At 40.4% G+C, this 21090-nt stretch carries 19 protein-coding genes; 4 read left to right on the plus strand and 15 right to left on the minus strand.

The window, feature by feature from the left end; all coding sequences use genetic code 11:
• Window positions 1-19: 19 nt before the first annotated feature.
• The gene (locus tag FFM68_RS08000) at window positions 20-397 is read right to left on the minus strand and encodes a PTS sugar transporter subunit IIA (RefSeq protein ID WP_239585120.1); all 378 of its coding nucleotides are present in this window, start codon (window positions 395-397) and stop codon (window positions 20-22) included.
• Between the two features lie 138 nt (window positions 398-535).
• On the opposite strand from FFM68_RS08000, the gene FFM68_RS08005 reads away from it, so the two are divergent.
• Window positions 536-2155: an ABC-F family ATP-binding cassette domain-containing protein gene (locus tag FFM68_RS08005; RefSeq protein ID WP_137618853.1), complete on the plus strand. Its 1620-nt coding sequence runs from the start codon at window positions 536-538 to the stop codon at window positions 2153-2155.
• Between the two features lie 83 nt (window positions 2156-2238).
• Here FFM68_RS08005 and FFM68_RS08010 read toward each other — a convergent pair whose 3' ends face one another.
• From FFM68_RS08010 to dnaA, 14 genes are all read right to left on the minus strand, one after another.
• On the minus strand, window positions 2239-3105 hold the full coding sequence (locus FFM68_RS08010; RefSeq protein WP_137618854.1) for a DegV family protein: 867 nt from the start codon (window positions 3103-3105) through the stop codon (window positions 2239-2241).
• Between the two features lie 75 nt (window positions 3106-3180).
• Entirely contained in the window at window positions 3181-4473 is a 1293-nt protein-coding gene (locus FFM68_RS08015) for an adenylosuccinate synthase (RefSeq protein WP_137618855.1), read from the minus strand.
• A 236-nt stretch (window positions 4474-4709) separates the two neighbouring features.
• Complete coding sequence (gene dnaB / locus FFM68_RS08020; protein ID WP_137618856.1) at window positions 4710-6071, minus strand: replicative DNA helicase; 1362 nt, start codon at window positions 6069-6071, stop codon at window positions 4710-4712.
• 133 nt (window positions 6072-6204) lie between these two features.
• On the minus strand, window positions 6205-6657 hold the full coding sequence (gene rplI, locus FFM68_RS08025) for a 50S ribosomal protein L9 (protein ID WP_137618857.1): 453 nt from the start codon (window positions 6655-6657) through the stop codon (window positions 6205-6207).
• Window positions 6654-8624 (minus strand): DHH family phosphoesterase, encoded by a 1971-nt coding sequence (locus FFM68_RS08030; protein ID WP_137618858.1) that lies wholly within the window; start codon window positions 8622-8624, stop codon window positions 6654-6656. Before FFM68_RS08030 ends, rplI begins: the two co-directional genes overlap by 4 nt.
• A 148-nt stretch (window positions 8625-8772) precedes the next feature.
• Complete coding sequence (gene rpsR / locus FFM68_RS08035; protein WP_010742563.1) at window positions 8773-9006, minus strand: 30S ribosomal protein S18; 234 nt, start codon at window positions 9004-9006, stop codon at window positions 8773-8775.
• Between the two features lie 23 nt (window positions 9007-9029).
• A complete protein-coding gene (gene ssb, locus FFM68_RS08040; RefSeq protein ID WP_137618859.1) occupies window positions 9030-9542 on the minus strand; it encodes a single-stranded DNA-binding protein in 513 nt (170 codons plus the stop codon).
• A gap of 44 nt (window positions 9543-9586) precedes the next feature.
• Window positions 9587-9889, minus strand: a complete 303-nt coding sequence (rpsF, locus tag FFM68_RS08045; RefSeq protein WP_010742561.1) for a 30S ribosomal protein S6 — start codon at window positions 9887-9889, stop codon at window positions 9587-9589.
• Window positions 9890-10067: 178 nt separating this feature from the next.
• Window positions 10068-12584, minus strand: coding sequence for a DNA gyrase subunit A (gene gyrA, locus FFM68_RS08050; RefSeq protein ID WP_137618860.1), 2517 nt, complete (start codon window positions 12582-12584; stop codon window positions 10068-10070).
• Between the two features lie 115 nt (window positions 12585-12699).
• Window positions 12700-14649 carry a DNA topoisomerase (ATP-hydrolyzing) subunit B gene (gyrB, locus tag FFM68_RS08055; RefSeq protein WP_137618861.1) on the minus strand — a complete coding sequence of 650 codons (1950 nt, stop codon included), beginning with the start codon at window positions 14647-14649 and terminating at the stop codon, window positions 12700-12702.
• Window positions 14650-15768, minus strand: coding sequence for a DNA replication/repair protein RecF (gene recF, locus FFM68_RS08060; RefSeq protein WP_137618862.1), 1119 nt, complete (start codon window positions 15766-15768; stop codon window positions 14650-14652).
• Window positions 15755-15997 (minus strand): S4 domain-containing protein YaaA, encoded by a 243-nt coding sequence (gene yaaA, locus FFM68_RS08065; protein ID WP_137609032.1) that lies wholly within the window; start codon window positions 15995-15997, stop codon window positions 15755-15757. The genes recF and yaaA overlap by 14 nt, the downstream gene beginning before the upstream one ends.
• 233 nt (window positions 15998-16230) lie before the next feature.
• Complete coding sequence (dnaN, locus tag FFM68_RS08070) at window positions 16231-17361, minus strand: DNA polymerase III subunit beta (RefSeq protein ID WP_137618863.1); 1131 nt, start codon at window positions 17359-17361, stop codon at window positions 16231-16233.
• 228 nt (window positions 17362-17589) lie between these two features.
• The gene (gene dnaA / locus FFM68_RS08075) at window positions 17590-18915 is read right to left on the minus strand and encodes a chromosomal replication initiator protein DnaA (RefSeq protein WP_137618864.1); all 1326 of its coding nucleotides are present in this window, start codon (window positions 18913-18915) and stop codon (window positions 17590-17592) included.
• A gap of 684 nt (window positions 18916-19599) precedes the next feature.
• Between dnaA and rpmH the strand changes: the two genes are divergently transcribed.
• The 3 genes from rpmH to FFM68_RS08090 all read left to right on the plus strand — a co-directional run bounded on the left by rpmH (window position 19600) and on the right by FFM68_RS08090 (window position 21043).
• Entirely contained in the window at window positions 19600-19734 is a 135-nt protein-coding gene (gene rpmH / locus FFM68_RS08080; protein WP_006703104.1) for a 50S ribosomal protein L34, read from the plus strand.
• Between the two features lie 137 nt (window positions 19735-19871).
• Window positions 19872-20207 carry a ribonuclease P protein component gene (gene rnpA / locus FFM68_RS08085; protein WP_137609035.1) on the plus strand — a complete coding sequence of 112 codons (336 nt, stop codon included), beginning with the start codon at window positions 19872-19874 and terminating at the stop codon, window positions 20205-20207.
• A 17-nt stretch (window positions 20208-20224) separates the two neighbouring features.
• Window positions 20225-21043 carry a YidC/Oxa1 family membrane protein insertase gene (locus FFM68_RS08090; RefSeq protein WP_137618865.1) on the plus strand — a complete coding sequence of 273 codons (819 nt, stop codon included), beginning with the start codon at window positions 20225-20227 and terminating at the stop codon, window positions 21041-21043.
• Window positions 21044-21090: the final 47 nt, after the last annotated feature.

A 21090-nucleotide genomic window follows, 5' to 3' on the forward strand; every position in this document is an offset into this window, starting at 1 on the left:
ACTTTGTCATAGCTCCTTTTTACATTCTGCGAATCGTTTGTTTTGTTTCTAATTCTAACTGTGTTGTCAACGCTTCAGCTGACAGCTCACGATTCACTAAGGCTTGTAAGACCATCGGCAAATTGACTCCGGTCACTAAAGCTTGCCGGGAATCATTCATCACGCAATAACTGGCGTAGCGAAATGGTGTACCACCGAACATGTCTACTAACCAAACGAGTTCGTCGACTTCTTTCAATAACTCTTCAGCAAAAACTTCGATTTTTTTTTGCAAACCTGTCGCCCCAGGATCAATATTTAATGTTCTTACATAACTTTGTTCACCTAAAATAGCTTCAGCTGTTTTCAACAGACTATCTGCTAAATGGTCATGGGTCGCGATTACTATCCCAATCATGCGGACACATCCCTTCAATTTCCCAGTCTATCCTATTTTAAACTGCAAGTAAATTCTTAAGGAAGCTTGAAACTTCAGATGTTCCCCGATATAATGCAAAGAGGCCTTAAGCCAATACTGATAAAGCGAGGAAAATCATTGATTACAGTAAGTGACGTTAGTTTACAGTTTCCTGACCGTAAATTATTTGATGACGTAAATATTAAATTCACTCCCGGCAATTGTTACGGGTTGATTGGTGCAAATGGTGCCGGCAAATCAACTTTTCTTAAGATTTTAGCAGGTGATATTCAGCCTTCTACCGGCTCTGTTATTTTGGGTCCTAACGAACGAATGGCTGTGTTGAAACAAAACCATTTTGACTTTGAAGAATATACTGTTATGGAAACAGTCATCATGGGCCACCAACGTTTATACCAAGTCATGCAAGAAAAAGACGCCATTTACATGAAGGAAGATTTTTCTGACGAAGATGGTATTCGCGCAGCTGAACTAGAAGGCGAATTTGCTGAACTAGATGGCTGGGAAGCTGAACCTGAAGCAGCCGTCCTATTACAGGGCTTAAACATTCCTGAAGACTTGCACCAACAAAAAATGAGTGAATTGACTGCCGGACAAAGAATCAAAGTTCTTTTAGCACAATCACTTTTCGGTAAGCCCGACGTTCTATTACTAGACGAACCAACGAACGGATTAGATATCCAATCAATTAACTGGCTGGAAGAATTCTTGATCAATTTTGAAAATACCGTAATCGTCGTATCCCATGACCGTCACTTTTTAAACAAAGTGTGTACCCACATGGCCGACCTTGATTTCGGCAAGATCAAATTGTATGTCGGCAACTATGACTTCTGGTTGGAATCAAGCCAATTAGCAGCAAAATTACAATCACAACAAAACACTAAAAAAGAAGAGCAGATCAAAGAGTTGCAAGACTTTATCGCTCGTTTCAGCGCCAACGCATCAAAATCAAAACAAGCGACTTCACGGAAGAAAATGTTGGATAAAATTACACTAGATGATATTCAGCCTTCTTCTCGCCGCTATCCTTTCGTTCAATTCAAACCAGAACGGGAAATCGGCAATGATTTATTACAAGTAGACAATGTCAGTGTGACACTCGATGGCAAGAAGATTCTTGACAACATCTCTTTTACTTTGAACCGCGACGACAAAGTGGCGTTCATCGCTGAAAGCGACTTAGTGACGACGACACTGTTCAAAGTCATCATGGGCGATCTTACACCGGATACAGGTACGATCCGCTGGGGTGTGACAACAAGCCAAGCATACTTGCCAAAAGATACAACAAAAGAATTCGATAACACAATGCCGATTCTTGACTGGCTGCGTCAATATGCCAGCAAAGAAGAAGATGACAATACTTTCTTACGTAGTTTCTTAGGTCGGATGTTGTTTTCTGGCGACGAAGTCATGAAACCAGTCAACGTTTTATCCGGTGGCGAAAAAGTTCGTTGTATGTTATCAAAATTGATGTTGTCAAAATCAAACGTCTTAGTCTTAGATGATCCAACAAATCATTTAGACTTAGAATCGATCTCAGCATTGAACGATGGCTTGATTTCATATAAAGGTTCGCTTTTATTTGCTTCCCATGACCATCAATTCATCCAAACGATCGCCAACCGTATCATCGCGATTTCTGAAAATGGTGTCGTGGATCGTGCTGAAACGACGTACGATGAATTTTTAGAAAATCCTGAAGTTCAAAAACAATTGAGTCAATTGTATTAAACAAAAAAAGACTATGACAAAAATTTTTGTCATAGTCTTTTTTTGTTTAACTGGCATTCCCGCAGCTTCTGTCACAACTTTTTTTAATTGCGTTTTTCACCGCGAGTAAAGACTGCGATACAGCCAAGTCCTGTATGACTGGCGATCGTCGTGCCTAATGGAAAGATCCGAACTTCTTTCGGCTGGATACTTTCTTCTAAATGACGCTTCACTTCTTCGGCGCCTTCTTGGTCAGCACTGGTGGTAATAAAAATCGTTTGATTTGCGGGATCTTTCGTCGCTTCGCTGATTTTATCAGCAACTAACTGCAACGCTTTTTTGCGTCCCCGCACTTTTTCAACATTTTGCAATCGACCTTCAACATCAACCGTGATGATCGGCTTGATGTTCATCAATCCGCCAATTGCGGCACTCGTTTTAGAGATACGACCGCCGCGTTGCAGATGTTTCAAATCATCGACAGTTACCCAATGATGATAGGTTAGTTTATTTTCTTCTAGCCATTCGTACAAATCGGTCAGAGACATTCCTGCTTGCTGTTTCTGAGCCGCTTCATAGACCATTAGCCCTTCACCGCCGCTGGCAGCTAACGAATCGACTACGTAGACTTCTGCCGCTGGCAAATCTTCTTTCAAGATCTCAACTGCCTGCATCGCACTTTGATAAGACCCGCTCATGCCAGAAGAAAAGCAAATATACAAAATCGGGATATTTTTCTCCGCATAGCTGCGGAAAAATTCGACATAGCGGCCAACATTTACTTGTGAAGTTGTCGGCATCGCGCCATCTTTGATTTGTTGATAAAAATCGGCAATCTTAAAATGACGCCCTAAATCATCAGCGAATTCGGTATCGCCGATCGAAACATGCATTGAAATAAAATCAACGTTGTTTTCTTCTAGTAATTCATAAGGCACATCGCAACATGAATCTGTCAGAATTTGATACATTTTTAAAGTCCTCCAAATACCCACTTAATAGTAAATCTATTTTACTAGATAATTGGTTGCTTGTCTCATAATATGTTAGATTTGTGCCCAAACACTCTCCATAATGTTTGTTTGTGTCCGATCAGGGCCGACAGAAAACGTTGAGATACGAACACCGACAAGTTCAGAAACACGACGAACATAATTTCTTGCATTTTCCGGCAGATCAGCTAGATCACGACAACCAGTAATATCTTCGCTCCAGCCAGGTAATTCTTCATAAACTGGTTTGCAGCGATTCAATTCTTTCAAACTTGCTGGATAATGATAAATCAATTCACCGTCTAATTCATAAGCGGTACAAATTTTAACCGTCTCTAATCCGCTCAAGACATCGATTGAATTCAAGGAAAGATTGGTAATGCCTGAAACACGTTTAGAGTGACGCATAACAACAGAATCGAACCAGCCCACACGACGCGGACGGCCGGTTGTCGTTCCATATTCATGACCCACTTCACGAATCTGTTCGCCAACTTCATCAAATAATTCTGTTGGGAAAGGTCCATCACCAACACGTGAGGTATAAGCTTTACATACACCGACAACTTTATCGATCTTCGATGGGCCGACACCGCTGCCGATCGTTACACCGCCGGCAACTGGATTAGATGACGTAACAAATGGATATGTTCCTTGATCGATATCTAACATAACCCCTTGGGCGCCTTCAAACAGTACCCGTTTGCCATGATCCAACGCATCATTCAAAATAACTGAAGTATCCGTTACATATTTTTTGATTTGTTGGCCGTATTCATAATATTCTTCAAAAATATCATCAAAGTTCAATGCTTCATCATCAAACATTTTAACGAATTGACGATTCTTTTCTTCTAAATTGATTTTCAAGCGTTCTTCAAAAATTTCCTTGTCTAATAAATCAGCGATCCGGATACCGACACGAGCAGCTTTATCCATGTAAGCTGGTCCGATTCCTTTGATTGTCGTACCAATCTTGTTTTCGCCTTTTGCATCTTCTTGCAATTGATCCAGTTTGATATGGTACGGTAAAATCACGTGCGCGCGATCAGAGATTCGTAAATTATCCGTCACAATGCCTCGTTCATGTAAATAAGCCAATTCTGTCACTAATGATTTCGGATTGACTACGACACCATTCCCAATAACACTGATCTTTTCTTTGTAGAAGATCCCCGAAGGAATCAAGTGCAATTTATATGTTTCATTGTCAAATTTGATTGTATGACCTGCATTGTCTCCACCTTGGTAGCGAGCAATGACTTCTGCATTCTCACTTAAAAAGTCCGTGATCTTTCCTTTACCTTCATCGCCCCACTGCGTCCCTACAACTACTACAGATGACATCTGAACACCTCATTCAATTTTATTTAATCCTGAATCATTGTATCAAGAATAGCCTGATACTTCAATTGAAATTCGAATATTAAAATAATATATATGAAAAAAACAAGTAAATCACGAACATTATTTTTAGTTTTTTCGATAAATCTAGTGAAGACCCGTCATGCCAAGATTTTTTTATGAGCTGAAGATTATACCGATAAAACACAAAACAAAAAAGCACAAGTTCAAAACTTGCGCTAAAATTCTTCTCTAGGTGATAACGAAGAAAACTTATTGTATTGTTTGATAAAGAGCAGCTCAACGGTTCCTCGTGCTCCGCTCCGATTTTTTTCGATAATTACTTCAATCACGTTTCGGTTTGCAGTCGATTCTTCCTCTTCTTCGCCTTCACGTTCATAATAGTCTTCACGATATAAAAACGCGACGATATCAGCATCTTGCTCAATGGATCCAGACTCTCGGATGTCACTTAATACCGGCCGTTTGTCTTGCCGTTGTTCGACACCACGGGAAAGCTGTGACAACGCAATGATCGGAACTTTTAATTCTTTGGCCAGTTTCTTTAACTGTCGTGAGATTTCAGAAACTTCTTGTTGCCGGTTTTCACGACCTGTTCCTTCGATCAGTTGCAGATAATCAATTAAAATTAAACCAAGATTGCCTTTTTCTTTGGCTAATTTATGACATTTCGCCCGAATCTCGGAAATTTTGATGCCGGGAGTATCATCAATAAAAATATTTGCGCGGGACAAGCTTCCCATCGCAACGATCAAGTTTTGCCATTCTTCTTCAGACAATTGTCCTGTTCTAAGATGGCTCGCTTCAATCGAACCTTCCGCACAAAGCATTCGGTTGACTAACGACTCTGCTCCCATTTCTAAACTGAAAATAGCAACGGATTTATCCGTCTTCGTTCCGACATTTTGTGCGATATTCAAAGCAAATGCTGTTTTCCCTACCGCAGGCCGCGCCGCTAAGATGATCAATTCTTCCGCTTGCAAACCAGCCGTCATTTTATCTAACGCCGCATAGCCCGTTGGTAACCCGGTGATTTCTTCATTGTTTCGCGCTAGCTGATCGATATTTTCGATTGCAGTATTCAGCACCTCGCTGATGGTCAAAAAACCGCTCTTGTTGCGTCGTTCTGATACTTCCATAATATTCCGTTCGGCAGTATCTAAAATGGTCTGTACGTCGTCTCCTTGCTCGAATCCTTGGGTCACGATATTCGTAGCTGTTTGGATTAAGTTTCGCAATAACGATTTTTCTTCAACGATTTTAGCATAATAGCCTACATTCGCTGCTGTTGGAACACTCAAAGCCAGTTCAGACAAATAACTCAAACCGCCAGCATCTTCCAGCTGATTTTGCTGTTCGAGCAATTCTTTGACTGTTACGACATCGATCGCTTCATTGCGATCATTTAATTGAATCATGCCGCGGAAAATCAATTGATGGCCGCGACGATAAAAATCTTCTGGAACTATGTACTCCATGGCTGTAATCAAAGCATCAGTCTCCAAAAAAATAGAGCCTAGCGTCGCTTGTTCGGCTTCAATGCTTTGGGGTGGCACACGATCTTGTAACATTTCGCTCATGTCTATTTACGCTCCTCTTCGTCCATCTATTTTACAAAATCTACCCACTAAATACAACAAAGAAAAGAGTACAAGGGATTCTCTTAATTTCAAGAACTCTCATACTCTCTTGCAATTATTCGTTTATTATAAGTTATTCCTCGACTACATGTACGTTGATGATTCCTTCAACTTCAGTATGAAGTTTGACTGGAACTTTTGTATAGCCAAGTGTGCGAATCGGATTTTCTAATTCGATTTTACGTTTATCGATTTTTAGATCGTATTGTTTCTTCAAACCTTCCGCAATTTGTTTTGAAGGGATTGAACCAAATAAACGACCATCTTCGCCGCCTTTCGCTTTGATTTCAACGACTGTTTCTTCTTTAGCTAAAAATTCGGCTAGTTTTTTAGCTTCGGCCAAAACTTCCGCCGCTTTTTTATCTTGAGCTTTCTTTTGACCGCTCAATTCAGAGATACTACCTTTAGTAGCTTCTTTAGCTAAATTGTTTTTCAATAAATAATTTTGGGCATAACCTGTTGGGACTTCTTTAATATCGCCCTTTTTGCCTTTGCCTTTGACATCTTGTAAAAAAATTACTTTCATTCTTCTGTCCCCTCCGTCAACTGTTTATTAATGACATCTAATAACTGTTTCTTCGCTTCAGCGATCGTACTATCCGTCAATTGAGTCGCCGCATTGGTAAAATGTCCACCGCCGCCTAATGCTTCCATCACTATTTGGACATTAATCGTCCCAGAACTGCGTGCACTGATTGCAATGACTCCGTCGGTTCTTCTAATAATGACAAACGCGGCATTGATATCCACCATCGATAATAATGTATCTGCCGTTTTTGCGGCTGTTACACTATCATATTCTTGTTCATCCGTTCCGGTAGCAACTACAATGTCATCTTTGACGTACTCGCTTTCTCCTACTAGTTTACTAATTTCTAAATAGGATTGAATATCTGTACTCAATAAATATTGTACTAAAGAAGCATCCGCTCCACAAGTCTTTAAATAACTGGCAACATCGAAAGTTCGTGCCGTTGTTCTTATTGCAAAATTCTTTGTATCGACCGTGATACCTGCTAACAACAGACTTGCTTCCATTTTACTCATTCTTTGCCGTTCATTGCTCTCGAATTGGATCAGTTCTGTGACTAATTCTGAAGCTGAAGATGCTGAGGACTCGATATAGGTCAATAAAGATTTTTCAGGAAATTCTTCGCCTCTGCGGTGATGATCGATGATAACAATATTTTCAAACTGTTCATATAATTCTTGATCGATCGATAAAGAAGGACGATGATAATCCACCATTACTAATAAATCACCTAATCGTCGTTGTTTTTTAGCAGCCTCTGGTGCGATCAATAGATCTTCCAACTCGCCATTCTTATGGATTTCCTTCAAACAACGTTCCACATCAGGGATCGTTTCTTCTTCATTGATAACGATTCGAACTTTCTTGTCATGGTAGCGAGCCAGGCAGGCAACACCAAATGCCGAACCGATCGCATCCATGTCAGGAAAACGATGTCCCATCACGAAGACGTTTCCTGTTCGATCAAATACTTTCTTCAGTGCCATTGACATAGCTCGCGAACGAACTCTTGTCCGTTTCGCCGCGCTGGCAGAATTGCCGCCATAAAAGATCGGTTTTTGGCCTTCCTGCGCATTTTTAACGACGACTTGATCGCCGCCGCGAACTAACGCAATATCTAAATTATTTTGCGCCTCAGCTCCGATTGTTTCCACTGACTCTGTTCCATAGCTGATTCCCATGCTGACTGTGATCAACATATCTTGTTTTTCAGCTGAGGTTCGAATATGTTCCAACAAATCAAAATTGTTCTCAATCATTTTTTCCAAATCATCATAACGAGCAAAAATAAAAAAGCGCTCAGGATTCACACGTTTATAAAAGATGTGATAAGAATCCATCCAATCAGAGATGATTGTTGTGATAAATGAATTTAGATTGGAAATTTCCTTATCATCTCGCCGATCGATCACATCATCATAATTATCGACTGAAAGAATCCCAACCACCGCTTGCTGCTGTTTCTCTTTATTTTCTAATGTATATTCTTTGGTGACATCAATTAAATAAACGACTCGTTTTTCCTGATTCAGTTCAAAATGATACAAAATAGTACCTATCTTGTAAATACTCTTGCCTTTTTCTGCTCGCTGCAGCAACTCATTGATCATATCCTGCTGATCTTCTTTAGTTAAATTTCGAACGCTCTCAGTTATTGCTGGATTCGTCCAACTAAACTTATAGTCATCATCCCACGTGATGATTCCCACCGGCATGTCATCAGATACATAAGTCAAAGCCTCTTGAGCTCGTCGAGAAGCGTATTGAATCTTTTGTTGATTGGTGATTTCGATTCGATTACGCAAAACGACCGTATAGATCCACAACAAAAGATCGATTAGTATAACAATTCCCGCCGTCAAAACATTAAAGGTAATTGGCAGTAAAAAAAGCGCAGCTAATTGAATCAGCAGTAAACAGAGCAAGAAAAAGGACCATTTTAACTGAGGATTCTTTTTCATCTATGACCTCCTACTCCTTATCTCTAAGATCAGACAAGCTAACAGTGTAATTTTATCACAGTCTCCTTGCGTGTGCGACTTTCTTGAATGTTTCACGTGGAACACAAAAAAGAGACTTCATAATGAAGTCTCTTTTGAAAAATGCTTTTTATTCTTCAGAAACGAATGCTAATAAGCCCATAATACGTGCGCGTTTGATAGCGATCGTTAATTTACGTTGGTTTTTAGCGCTTGTTCCAGTTACACGACGAGGTAAAATTTTACCACGTTCGCTGATGAAACGTTTCAATAATTCAATATCTTTATAATCGATGTACTCGATATGATTTGCAGCAATATAGTCTACTTTACGACGTTTGCGACCTCTTCTTTGTTGTGCCATTCCGTTTCCCTCCTATTCAATTGTTAGAATGGTAAATCATCATCTGAAATGTCGATTGAGGATCCACTAAATGGATCTGAATCTCGATCGAAGTCAGGCATAGTGTTCTTAGCTGACTGAGAGGATTGATTATAATTGTTGTCAAAACTATTTCCTCCACCTTGGAAGCTGTCGCTAGAACCTGTATTTGGATTCTGTTGACGCTGTTCATTTGCAGAACGCGATTCCAATAACTGGAAGTTTTCAGCAACAACTTCTGTCACATAGACACGTTGCCCTTGCTGATTTTCATAATTTCTGGTTTGGATACGGCCAGTCACACCTAAAAGAGTTCCCTTGCGCGCATAATTAGCTAAAGTTTCAGCCGATTTCCGCCAAATCACACAATTGATAAAGTCCGCTTCGCGATTCCCGCTTTGATTCGTAAAATTACGATTCACCGCTAAGGTAAACGTTGCAACACCTGTACCATTTGCTGTATAGCGCAAATCAGGATCCTTTGTTAAACGACCAACTAATACAACATTATTAATCAAAGTAAAGCCAGCTCCCTTCTCGTCAATTGTTTCACATGAAACAATTATTCTTCAATCTTAACGATCATGTGACGAATAATATCGTCATTGATTTTTGCAAGACGATCGAATTCGTTAACTGCACTAGCTGTTGTTGGCGCAGTTGCATTGACGATATGGTAGATGCCTTCACGGAATCCGTTCATTTCGTAAGCGAAACGGCGTTTTTCCCAATCTTTTGAATCGATAATTTCTGCTCCATTATCTTTCAAAATTGTATCGAAACGTTCTACTAAAGCAGTTTTTGCTTCTTCATCAATGTTCGGACGAATAATGTATGTGATTTCATACTTCGTGTTTTGACTCATTGATTTTCACCTCCCTATGGACTATAAGGCTCTTAAATGTCTTAAGAGCAAGGAGAGCGATCTAAAATATATAGACTACTCACAAATATTCATTATACATAATCATCCTGCAAAAATCAATTGTTTCTTTACTTTAAGTTACGAAAAAAGACTGAGATTGCTCTCAGTCTCTAAAATTTTATTCTTCTGTGTCTGGCGTTTCTTCAGAAACTTCAATAACCTCACTTGTTTCAACTAGCTCAGGTGTCTCTGTCTCAGGTACTTCGTCTTCTTTTTCGACGATCGCCATCGTGACAACTTTTGTGTTTTCTTCCATCTTCATCAGACGAACACCTAATGTTGCACGACCTGTTTGTGAAACACTACCAACGTTGAAGCGGATGATGACACCTTTATCTGTGATCAATAGGATATCTTCATCGCCGTTAACCGTAGCTAAACCAGCTAATGGGCCATTCTTTTCTTTGATATTGGCAGTCTTGATCCCTTTACCGCCGCGACCTTTGATTGGGTATTCAGCAGCTCTCGTCCGTTTGCCGTAACCTTTTTCCGTGATAACTAACACTTCTTGATCTTTCTTCAGCATCGCTGAACCGATTACGTAATCTTCCTCACGCAGTCGGATACCGCGGACCCCGCTTGCTGTTCGACCCATATCTCGGACAGCTTCTTCTTTAAATGTCACAGAATAACCATTGTGTGTCCCGATAATAATCGTTTCATCGCCTTCTGTTGACATCACATTTACCAATTCATCGCCTTCGCGCAAACCGATCGCAATCAGACCATTTGCTCGAATATTTGAAAAGGCGGTAACTGTTGTCCGTTTGACCGTTCCTTTTTTTGTAACGAAGAATAAGAAATGACCGTCTTCTGCTTGTCCGTTGACCGAAATCACCGCTTGGATCGTTTCATTTGAATCGATTCCCAGCAAATTAATGATCGGGATTCCTTTAGCTGTGCGTCCATATTCAGGCACTTCGTAACCTTTCGCCCGATAAACACGTCCGCTGTTTGTAAAGAACAACAACGTATCATGCGTCGAACAAGAAATCAGCGTCTTCACGAAATCATCATTGTGGATGCCCATTCCTTGCACGCCTCGTCCGCCGCGGCGTTGTGCGCGGAACTCTGTTGATGCAACCCGTTTGATATAACCGTTGCTCGTCAAAGTGATAACGACATCTTCTTCTTCAATCAAGTCTTCGTCTTCTAAACTTAAAACTTCACCGATTAAAAGTTCCGTACGGCGAGCATCACCGAATTTTCCAGCAATTTCTGCTAGTTCTGTACGAATGATTTCTGTCACACGCTCAGGACGCGCTAAAATGTCTTCTAAGTCGCTGATTGTCTTCAACAACTCTTGGTATTCATTTTCTATTTTCTCGCGTTCTAAGCCTGTTAAACGGCGCAGGCGCATATCTAAGATTGCTTGAGCTTGGCGATCAGATAAATTGAAACGTTCGATCAATGTCGCTTTCGCAATATCATCTGAAGCGGAACTGCGGATCGTCGCAATGATCTCATCGATATGATCCAATGCGATTCGTAATCCTTCTAAGATATGTGCACGTGCTTCAGCTTTTTTCTTATCAAAAATTGTCCGGCGAGTGATGACTTCTTTTTGATGTTCGATATAGTTTTCCAAGATTTGTTTCAAATTTAAAATTCGAGGAACACCTTTTTCGATTGCTAACATGTTGAAACTAAATGATGTTTGCAACGAAGTCATTTTATACAAATTATTCAAAACAACTGATGCGCTGACATCGCGGCGAACTTCAATCATGATCCGCATGCCTTCGCGAGAAGATTCATCCCGCAAATCAGTGATCCCTTCGATCCGTTTATCACGATGCAGTTCAGAGATGCGCTCGATCAGTTTGGCTTTATTGACCATGTAAGGCAATTCAGTAACGATGATTCGTTCTTTGCCGTTCTTTTGTTCTTCAATCTCGATTTTTGCTCGAACAGTAATCGAACCTTTACCTGTTTCATAGGCCCGACGAATACCAGATTTTCCCATAACTAAACCGCCAGTTGGGAAGTCTGGTCCTGGAATCACTTCCATCAGTTCTTGGGTCGTAACATCAGGATTTTCCATCAATAATTCGATTCCTGCTGTGACTTCTTTAAGATTGTGCGGCGGGATATTGGTCGCCATCCCGACTGCAATCCCGGTAGCTCCGTTGACTAATAAGTTAGGAAAACGTGCCGGCAATACATCTGGTTCTCGTTCGCTGTCGTCATAGTTGCCATGAAAATCAACCGTATCTTTATTGATGTCTCGCAACATTTCCATCGCGATTTTACTTAACCGCGCTTCGGTATAACGCATCGCTGCCGCACCATCACCATCGACAGAACCAAAGTTTCCGTGACCGTCGACCAACATATTGCGGTAGCTGAATGACTGAGCCATCCGTACCATTGATTCATAGATCGCACTGTCGCCGTGGGGATGGTACTTACCCATTACATCCCCAACGATACGCGCAGATTTTTTATGAGGCTTATCAGGGGTGACCCCTAGCTCATTCATTCCGTATAAAATTCGACGATGAACAGGTTTCAATCCATCCCGTACATCGGGTAAAGCACGTGCCACAATAACGCTCATTGCATAATCAATGAAGGATTCTCGCATTTCACTGGTTAGGTTGACGTCATGTATATTCTCTCTTCGATCTTCCAAATTGATCCTCCTAGTTCGTGTTAATGAATTTATTTTTCTTAAAAAATAAATCTGCTCCTCATCACGCGAGTCATTTCGCTACTCACACAAACGTAATGAGAAACTGAAATCCTCACTAAATATCCAAATTCTTAACGTAATGTGCATTTTCTTCAATGAATGCGCGACGTGGTTCTACACGGTCACCCATCAACATTTCAAAGACTTGATCCGCTTCAATCGCATCATCAACACTGACCCGCAGCATCAACCGATTTTCTGGATCCATCGTTGTTTCCCACAATTGATGATCGTCCATTTCACCTAGCCCTTTATAACGTTGGATATTTGGTTTAGGTGATGCAGGCAATTCTGATATTTTTTGCGCCAATTCTTCTTCTGCATTTTTACCTGGTTGGATATACGTAATATTTTTACCTTGCTTGATCCCGTACAATGGTGGCTGTGCGATATAAACGTAACCTGCTTCCACGATTGGTCGCATGTAGCGATAGAATAATGTCAGCAACAGTGTACGAATATGCGCACCATCGACATCGGCATCCGTCATGATAACTAATTTGTGGTAACGAGCTTTTGATACATCAAAATCCGCACCAAAACCAGTTCCCATTGCAGTAAACAATGACCGGATCTCTTCATTGGCCAAAATTTTATCCATTGAGGCTTTTTCCACATTCAAGATTTTCCCACGAATCGGTAAAATCGCTTGAAATTCTCGACTACGGCCTTGTTTAGCTGAACCGCCGGCGGAGTCTCCTTCGACGATGAACAATTCGCATTTTTCTGGATCATTACTTGAACAATCGGCTAATTTCCCTGGCAAATTGCTGATCTCCAATGCGCCTTTGCGCCGGGTTACTTCCCGAGCGCGCTTAGCAGCTAAGCGCGCTTTGGCTGCCAACATTCCTTTTTCGACGATTCGACGGCCAACCGATGGATTTTCCATCAAAAACTTCAAGAAATTCTCTGAGAAAAGACGGTCCGTAACGGTCCGAACTTCAGAATTACCAAGTTTTGTTTTAGTCTGACCTTCAAACTGCGGTTCTGGATGCTTGATTGAGATAACCGCCGTCAACCCTTCTCGTACATCTTCCCCGGAAAGATTTTCGTCGTTGTCTTTCATGATTTTTTGCTTACGAGCATAATCATTGATCACGCGAGTCAACGCTGTTTTAAACCCGAATTCATGGGTCCCGCCCTCATAGGTATGAATGTTGTTCGCAAAACTCAAGATATTGGTGTGATAGCCGTCTGTGTACTGCATAGCCACTTCGACCGTGATATCATGTTGTTCACCTTCCACATAAACCGGTTCGTCAAAAATAACCGCTTTGCTATGGTTTAGATGTTCAACATAACTTTTGATCCCGCCTTCGTAATGAAATTCACGCAAAACAGGATTTTCTGCACGTTTGTCTTCAATCGAAATTTTCAATCCGCGATTCAAAAACGCCAATTCGCGAACACGAGTAGCCAATTTATCAAAATTGAAAACAATCGATTCAGTAAAAATTTCAGGATCGGGAACAAAGTGAACCGTTGTTCCGTGCTGATCAGTATCACCGATCACTTTTAAATCGTCTACGACTGCTCCGCGACGATATTCTTGGAAATAGATTTTACCGTTTTTGAAAACACGCAAATCCAAGCTGGCAGACAAAGCATTTACGACAGACGCCCCAACACCGTGCAACCCGCCAGAAACTTTGTATCCGCCACCGCCAAATTTTCCGCCGGCATGCAAGATTGTATAAACAGTCTCGACCGCTGGACGACCTGTTTTCGCTTGAATATCTACTGGAATTCCGCGTCCATCATCGCTGACCGTGATACTGTTATCTTCTTCAATCACTACATGGATATGCGTCGCAAAACCTGCTAACGCTTCATCGATAGAGTTATCCACGATTTCCCATACAAGGTGGTGCAATCCTTCCGTACTAGTCGAACCAATATACATTCCAGGACGCTTCCGGACAGCTTCTAGTCCTTCTAATACCTGGATCTGACTAGCATCGTACTCTTGAGCACGTTCTAGTAAACTCTTTTCCTCTTCTGTCATCTACGTTTCTTTCCTTTCTATCTGTCCTTGCTGGACATAAAAAATATCCGGATGGACCGTCATTTTTCCTGCAACATGATTCAACGTCGTTGTTGTCAAAAACGTCTGGACTTTGTTTTCGATCGTCTCCAATAAATGGATCTGACGGCTGTCATCAAGCTCACTCATGACGTCATCTAAAAGTAAAATCGGATATTCGCCTGTTTCTTCTTTCATCAAATCGATCTCTGCCAATTTGACGCTTAATGCAGTAGTTCGTTGCTGACCTTGCGATCCATAAGTCTGCACATTTTGCTGATTGACCTTAAAGATCAAATCGTCTCGATGAGGGCCTAAAAATGTATTGCCTTTAAAAATCTCCCGTTTGCGGTTTTTCTGTAATTCAGCCAGAAAAACACTGTGGATCTCTTCAACACTCTCGCCTTTTAAAGGAATACTTGCAGCATATTCAATCGCCAATGCTTCTTTTTGATTAGTGATCTTGCTGTGAAGATCATTGGACCAATATTCCAGCTTTTTAACAAATAGAAGACGACTGGCTAAGACCTTGCTGCCAAAATCTACTAACTGCTCCGTTAAGATATCGAGATAAATCTCATCTGTCTGCTTTTTCTCGGACAGCTGTTTCAAATAAAGGTTGCGCTGTTTCAACGTCTGCTGATATTGGGCTAAGTCATAAAGATAGACCGGATTAATCTGGCCTAATTCCATGTCGATGAAACGTCGTCTCGTTTGCGGACTTCCCTTTACTAAGGAAAGATCTTCTGGCGCAAATAAAATGACGTTCAATTGACCAATATAACTGCTTAGTTTCTTTTGTTCGATATGATTGACTTTGGATTTGCGGCCTTTTTTTGTTAGTAACAGTTCCAACTCCAGCTCGCTCGTCTTGCGTTCGATTCGACCTTTGATCTGAGCAAAATCATCTTGCCAGCCGATTAATTCCTGCTCACTGCTGGTTCGGTGGCTGCGAGTCAACGCTAAAACATAGATACTTTCCAAAAGATTGGTTTTTCCTTGGGCATTCTCCCCTAAAAAAATATTCAATCGATTTGGAAATTCCAACTGAAGTTCTAAATAGTTACGATAATTTCTTAGCTCAAGCTTATTCAGCCGCATCTTGTTCTTCCTTATTTTTGACCATAAAAAAAGTTCCTACCTCAGGAATCTCGATCATCATTCCCGGATAGAGCTTTCGGCCGCGGCGGTTTTCCAACTCGCCATCTACAAATACTGTTTCTTCCGCTAAAAACCACTTGGCTTGTCCACCGCTAGAGATCACATTGATCTCTTTTAATAACTGACCAAGCGTCATGAACTCTGTTTCTAAAAAAATTTTTTGTTTCACATTCATCCCTCATTTTCATGCTAGAAACACCTCTTTATTATACCCTTTTTTTACCGATAAAACAAATGAACTTGTTGTATTTTTCGATTTAAGAAGTTTTAAGCCGTTTTAATTATTTTACTCAAAAAAAAGAAAAAGGTCTTAAAAACGATTTTAAGACCTTTTACTGGAATTTTATTCTTTTCATATTTTTTCATATTTTTCAAAAAACTTGTGAAACTCAGTGTGTTTTTTTAGTTCGTCCGCACTGGCGTAATCAATTGGATAAAGGAAACATCCCCTTCGCTAGGTTCCAACGTAAATGGACGGATCGCTGAGATGAATTGGATCTTGATACTCATATCCCCAAAAGCACGCAACGCATCTTTCATGTAATCAGGATTGAACGAGATCTCTAACGGTTCGCCTTCAACTTTTTCATAGACCAATTCTTCTTCTACTTTACCGATCTCTGGTGAATTCCCGTAAAGAATTACTGAGTTGTCGGCAATAGCTAGACGAACGATATTATTGCGGCCTTCATGTGAAAGTAAGGAAGCCCGTTCAATCGCTGCTAATAAAGTCGGGACGGAGAAAGTCAGTTCCGTATTGAAGCTAGTCGGGATCAAACGATTCGTATCAGGATAGTTTCCTTCAAGCAAACGAGAATAGAAATACATGGACGGTGTTTTGAACAACACTTGATTTTCCATGATGCTGATCTCAACTTCTGCTTCTTCATCAGATAACGAACGGGAAAGTTCAACTAAACTTTTCCCTGGAATCACGATATCAAAATCATTGTTCGCATTTTCAACAGGAACGATTCTTTGACTCAAACGATGAGAATCCGTAGCCACAGCTAAAAGCTGTCCATTTGCCATGGTGAAATGGACACCTGTCAAAATTGGACGGCTTTCATGTTGCGAAACAGAAAAGACCGTTTCACTGATTAATTTTGTCAACATGTGGACAGGTAATTTCAATTGATTTTGTTCTTCCACTACTGGCAGATGTGGATAATTGTCGGCATCTAAGCCATTCACGGTAAAGTGCGCGGCTCCAGAAGTGATCAATACTTGATGATTTTCTTGGACTTCGAGCGTAAAGGTCGCTTCTGGCAAGCGGCGGATGATTTCGCTGAAGAAACGTGCTTGTAAAACAATTGTACCTGTTTCTGCAATCTGTAATTCAGCTTTTTCATCGTCAGCAGCTAAAAAAGTTTCGATAGAAATATCTGCATTGCTCCCGGTTAGGTTCAGCCCTTCATGATTCAACTCGATTTTTACCCCGGTTAAGATCGGAATAGTCGTTTTGGACGAAATAGCACGTTGAACAGTTTGTAATTCTTGAATGAAGCGAGCACGATTGATCGTAAATTTCATAATGGAACTCCTTTTTCAGTTTAATTAGTTTCAAATGTAAGTCGTTAAGATTTCTTTTGTCCAGCGAATAAGCCGTTAGTTTTATTATTTAGTTAATAAATTAAGTAATAACAGTAATAGGCCCTGTTGATCATGTGGAAAAGTCAACTAAAAGCTTGAATTAATAAGTTTTCCACTTGTGGAAAAGGTGTGGATAAGAAAAGTCTTTTTGCACTGATTTTCCACAGGTCAGCCAAGTAGCAGATTTTTGATCTCAGCGAGTTCTTGCTGGATGCTGCTGTCCTCTTTCATTAAACGAGCGATTTTTTCGTGAGCATGGATGACGGTCGTATGATCTTTTCCACCAAATTCAGCTCCGATTTTCGGTAATGAATTTTCGGTCATTTCACGAGCTAAATACATCGCGATCTGCCGTGGGACAACGATTGCTTTGACTCGTTTCTTCCCTTTTAGATCTTTTACTTGGATATGATAGAACTTGGCAACTTCCTCTTGGATCTTGCTGATGGAAAGTTGCGCATTGCTGGTCCCTTTCAAACTTTTCAGGGCATCCGCCGCAATACTTGTAGTGATATCAGCACTATTCATTGTAGCGAAAGCTTGTACGCGGACTAACGCGCCTTCTAATTCGCGAATATTGGAATCAATCTGTCCCGCGATATAACTCAACGTGTCATCAGGGATCTCAAGATTTTCTGCTTGTGCTTTTTTCCGCAAGATCGCTGTTCGCGTTTCTAAATCAGGCGGTGTGATGTCAACAGACAATCCCCAAGCAAAGCGCGAAACAAGCCGCTCTTGCAGTTTAGGAATCTCATTTGGCAGCCGATCACTAGTTAATACAATCTGTTTATTATCATTATATAGATTTTCAAAAGTATGGAAAAATTCTTCTTGGGTCGCTTCTTTGTCCGCGAAAAATTGAATATCGTCGACCAATAACAAGTCAACTTTGCGGTACTCTTGACGAAATTCTTCCGATGTTTTGTTTTTGATCGAATTGATAAAATCATTTGCAAAAGTCTCGCTGGATACATATTTCACTTTTGCTTGCGGGTTGATAGCCAACATTTGATGGCCGATAGCATGCATCAAATGGGTCTTCCCTAAACCAACACCACCATAAAAGAATAGTGGATTATAAATCGACCCCGGTTCTTCCGCTACGACTAATGCTGCAGCGTGGGCCATTTGATTGCCTTTTCCGATGACAAATGTATCAAAGGTATATTTTGGATTGAGTATTGCTCGCTTTGTTGTACCAACTTTAGGAGTTTCTGCTTTTTCTACGATGCTGACGGGCGGTGCTTCATCCGGTGTGACAAATAGCGGCATGATTTCATCCCCTGTTACTTTGAACCCAATCTCAACGATTTTTGCAGCCAAATGTTTCTCCCAATAGCGTTTATGAAGATCACTGGTCACTTCGATCGTTAATTGATTGTTTGTTAAAGCTAAGGGTCTAGCCGTGCCTACCCAGGCATCATAACTGGCGGGATTGAGGTCATTTTTGTAACTATCCTTCAATTCTTGCCAGAAACTTTCCAATGAGGTCAAATAAGTCGCCTCCTCTTTAATAAAATTCAGATAGCCTTACTTTATCATTTTTTCAAAGAGTTTTCCACAACTAGCGAAAAACTAGCTCAAGCTTTTACCTTTTCCACAAATTGTATAAAAATACAAAAAAGTTGTTAACTAGCAGGTAAAAACATATCCACAACCATGGAAAAAAATGTGGGAAGTTCCTGTTTTCCACGAAATTATCGACAAACAAGCCAAAATAGAGCCCTTGATAGGTCAAGCAGAGGAAGAGTTATGAACAAAAGTTATCCACCTTGTGGAAAAGTTGTTAATCACGACTATTTTTGGGGAAAAGCTCGGTAAAAATTCTATACAAGTTTTTTTGCTGAAAAATGTTGTGCACAATTTTAACGGAATTATCCCCAAAATTTGTGGATAATTTTTTTATTTTCATAAAGTTGTTGACTGCTGATTCTTTAGCAGTTTTTGTCCAAAGATTATTTTCAAAAAAATAGAAAAACAAATGAAGAGAAACGAGGAATTGTTTCAAAGATTGTGAATGAAGGAAGTATTTAACAAAAATAAATGGAAAAAAGTCCTTATAATGTGAAAAATCAGCAAGTTCAGCGATCCTTTTTCATTTCATGATTGACAAAGTAGGGGATGAGTCGCTATAATATTCGAGTATGTCTATGTAATGTTATATGGAGGTGTATTTAAATGAAAAGAACTTATCAACCAAATAAACGTAAACGTCAAAAAGTTCATGGATTCCGTAAACGCATGAGCACTAAAAACGGCCGTCGTGTATTAGCAAGCCGTCGTCGTAAAGGAAGAAAAGTACTTGCTGCTTAAGCCACTGCCGGTCAGTGGTTTTTTTTGTATCTAAAATAAGCTTTTTAATGAGTTTTTCTGTTAAATAAGGATGATTCCTTAATTTGAAGTATGGTATTATTGTCAGGTATAGATTTAAAAGAAACGAAGGAAACTAGATGAAAAAAAAATATCGGGTCAAAAAAGAACGAGAATTTCAAAAGGTGTTCCAAGAGGGGGCTTCTTTTGCGAATCGAAAATTCGTAGTTTATCGTCTAGAACCTTCTGGTCAAAAACATTTTCGAGTAGGTCTGTCAGTCGGTAAAAAAGTCGGTAATGCTGTCGCACGAAATCAAGTAAAGCGCCAAATCCGGGCGATTTTACAAGAATTAAAAACCGAATTGCCGCCATTAGATTTTATTGTAATCGCGCGGCCAGCCACAAAAGATCTGCCTCATGATGAAATGCGTTCGAATCTTATACACGTTTTAAAATTAGCAAAAATATTGAGTTAGGAAGGAAACAGATCTAGGTGAAGAAATATAAAAGAATAGTATTAATGACAGGATTACTGAGTCTCGTCTTCTTATTGTCGGCCTGTGGAACTAAAAACATCAGTGCAGACAGTACTGGGATATGGGACCGCTACGTAGTTTATTACTTTGGGCAAGCGATCCAAGGACTCTCTTTTGGCAATGTCGGAGTCGGAATTATTTTATTTACGATCATTGTTCGGATCATTTTGATGCCGTTGATGCATTTCCAAACGAAGAGCATGCGCAAAACACAAGAGCTGCAACCAAAAATCAAAGCATTGCAAGCTAAATACAGTACGCGCGATCAAGAAACACAACAGAAACTGCAAGAAGAAACGAAAAAGTTATACGCGGAAAATAATGTGAGCCCTTACGCTGGTTGTTTACCGCTATTAGTTCAAATGCCGGTCATGATGGCTTTGTATCAAGCGATTTTACGAGTTCCGGAGTTACGTTCGGGTCATTTTTTATGGTTGAATTTGAGTGAAGCGGATCCTTATTTTATCTTGCCAGTCCTTGCGGCAGTCTTTACGTTTGCCAGCACGTACTTATCTAGCATGAGCCAACTTGAATCCAATGCTTCAATGAAAATCATGAACTTCGCGATGCCAGTCATGATCTTCGTGATGGCGTTGAACCTTGCGAGCGGGTTATCCCTTTACTGGGTGATCTCAAATGCTTTCCAAGTCGTTCAAACTTTCTTGATCAATAATCCGTTTAAGATCCGTCGTGAAAGAGAAGAAGCTGCACGTCAGATCCGTGAAAGAGAACGAGCACTTGAAAAAGCAAAACGTCCGAAGAAAAAACGGAAATAGCAACCATTGTTTCAATCAGTGGTTGTTCCGCATTAACATCAGCTTTT

Source organism: Enterococcus xiangfangensis (assembly GCF_005405365.1).
Classification (GTDB): domain Bacteria; phylum Bacillota; class Bacilli; order Lactobacillales; family Enterococcaceae; genus Enterococcus_A; species Enterococcus_A xiangfangensis.

Coding starts and splice junctions, on each gene's coding strand:
- FFM68_RS08000 (WP_239585120.1), bottom strand. CDS start 397: ATGATTGGGATAGTAATCGCGACCCATGACCATTTAGCAGATAGTCTG.
- FFM68_RS08010 (WP_137618854.1), bottom strand. CDS start 3,105: ATGTATCAAATTCTGACAGATTCATGTTGCGATGTGCCTTATGAATTA.
- FFM68_RS08015 (WP_137618855.1), bottom strand. CDS start 4,473: ATGTCATCTGTAGTAGTTGTAGGGACGCAGTGGGGCGATGAAGGTAAA.
- dnaB (WP_137618856.1), bottom strand. CDS start 6,071: ATGAGCGAAATGTTACAAGATCGTGTGCCACCCCAAAGCATTGAAGCC.
- rplI (WP_137618857.1), bottom strand. CDS start 6,657: ATGAAAGTAATTTTTTTACAAGATGTCAAAGGCAAAGGCAAAAAGGGC.
- FFM68_RS08030 (WP_137618858.1), bottom strand. CDS start 8,624: ATGAAAAAGAATCCTCAGTTAAAATGGTCCTTTTTCTTGCTCTGTTTA.
- rpsR (WP_010742563.1), bottom strand. CDS start 9,006: ATGGCACAACAAAGAAGAGGTCGCAAACGTCGTAAAGTAGACTATATT.
- rpsF (WP_010742561.1), bottom strand. CDS start 9,889: ATGAGTCAAAACACGAAGTATGAAATCACATACATTATTCGTCCGAAC.
- gyrB (WP_137618861.1), bottom strand. CDS start 14,649: ATGACAGAAGAGGAAAAGAGTTTACTAGAACGTGCTCAAGAGTACGAT.
- recF (WP_137618862.1), bottom strand. CDS start 15,768: ATGCGGCTGAATAAGCTTGAGCTAAGAAATTATCGTAACTATTTAGAA.
- dnaN (WP_137618863.1), bottom strand. CDS start 17,361: ATGAAATTTACGATCAATCGTGCTCGCTTCATTCAAGAATTACAAACT.
- rpmH (WP_006703104.1), top strand. CDS start 19,600: ATGAAAAGAACTTATCAACCAAATAAACGTAAACGTCAAAAAGTTCAT.
- rnpA (WP_137609035.1), top strand. CDS start 19,872: ATGAAAAAAAAATATCGGGTCAAAAAAGAACGAGAATTTCAAAAGGTG.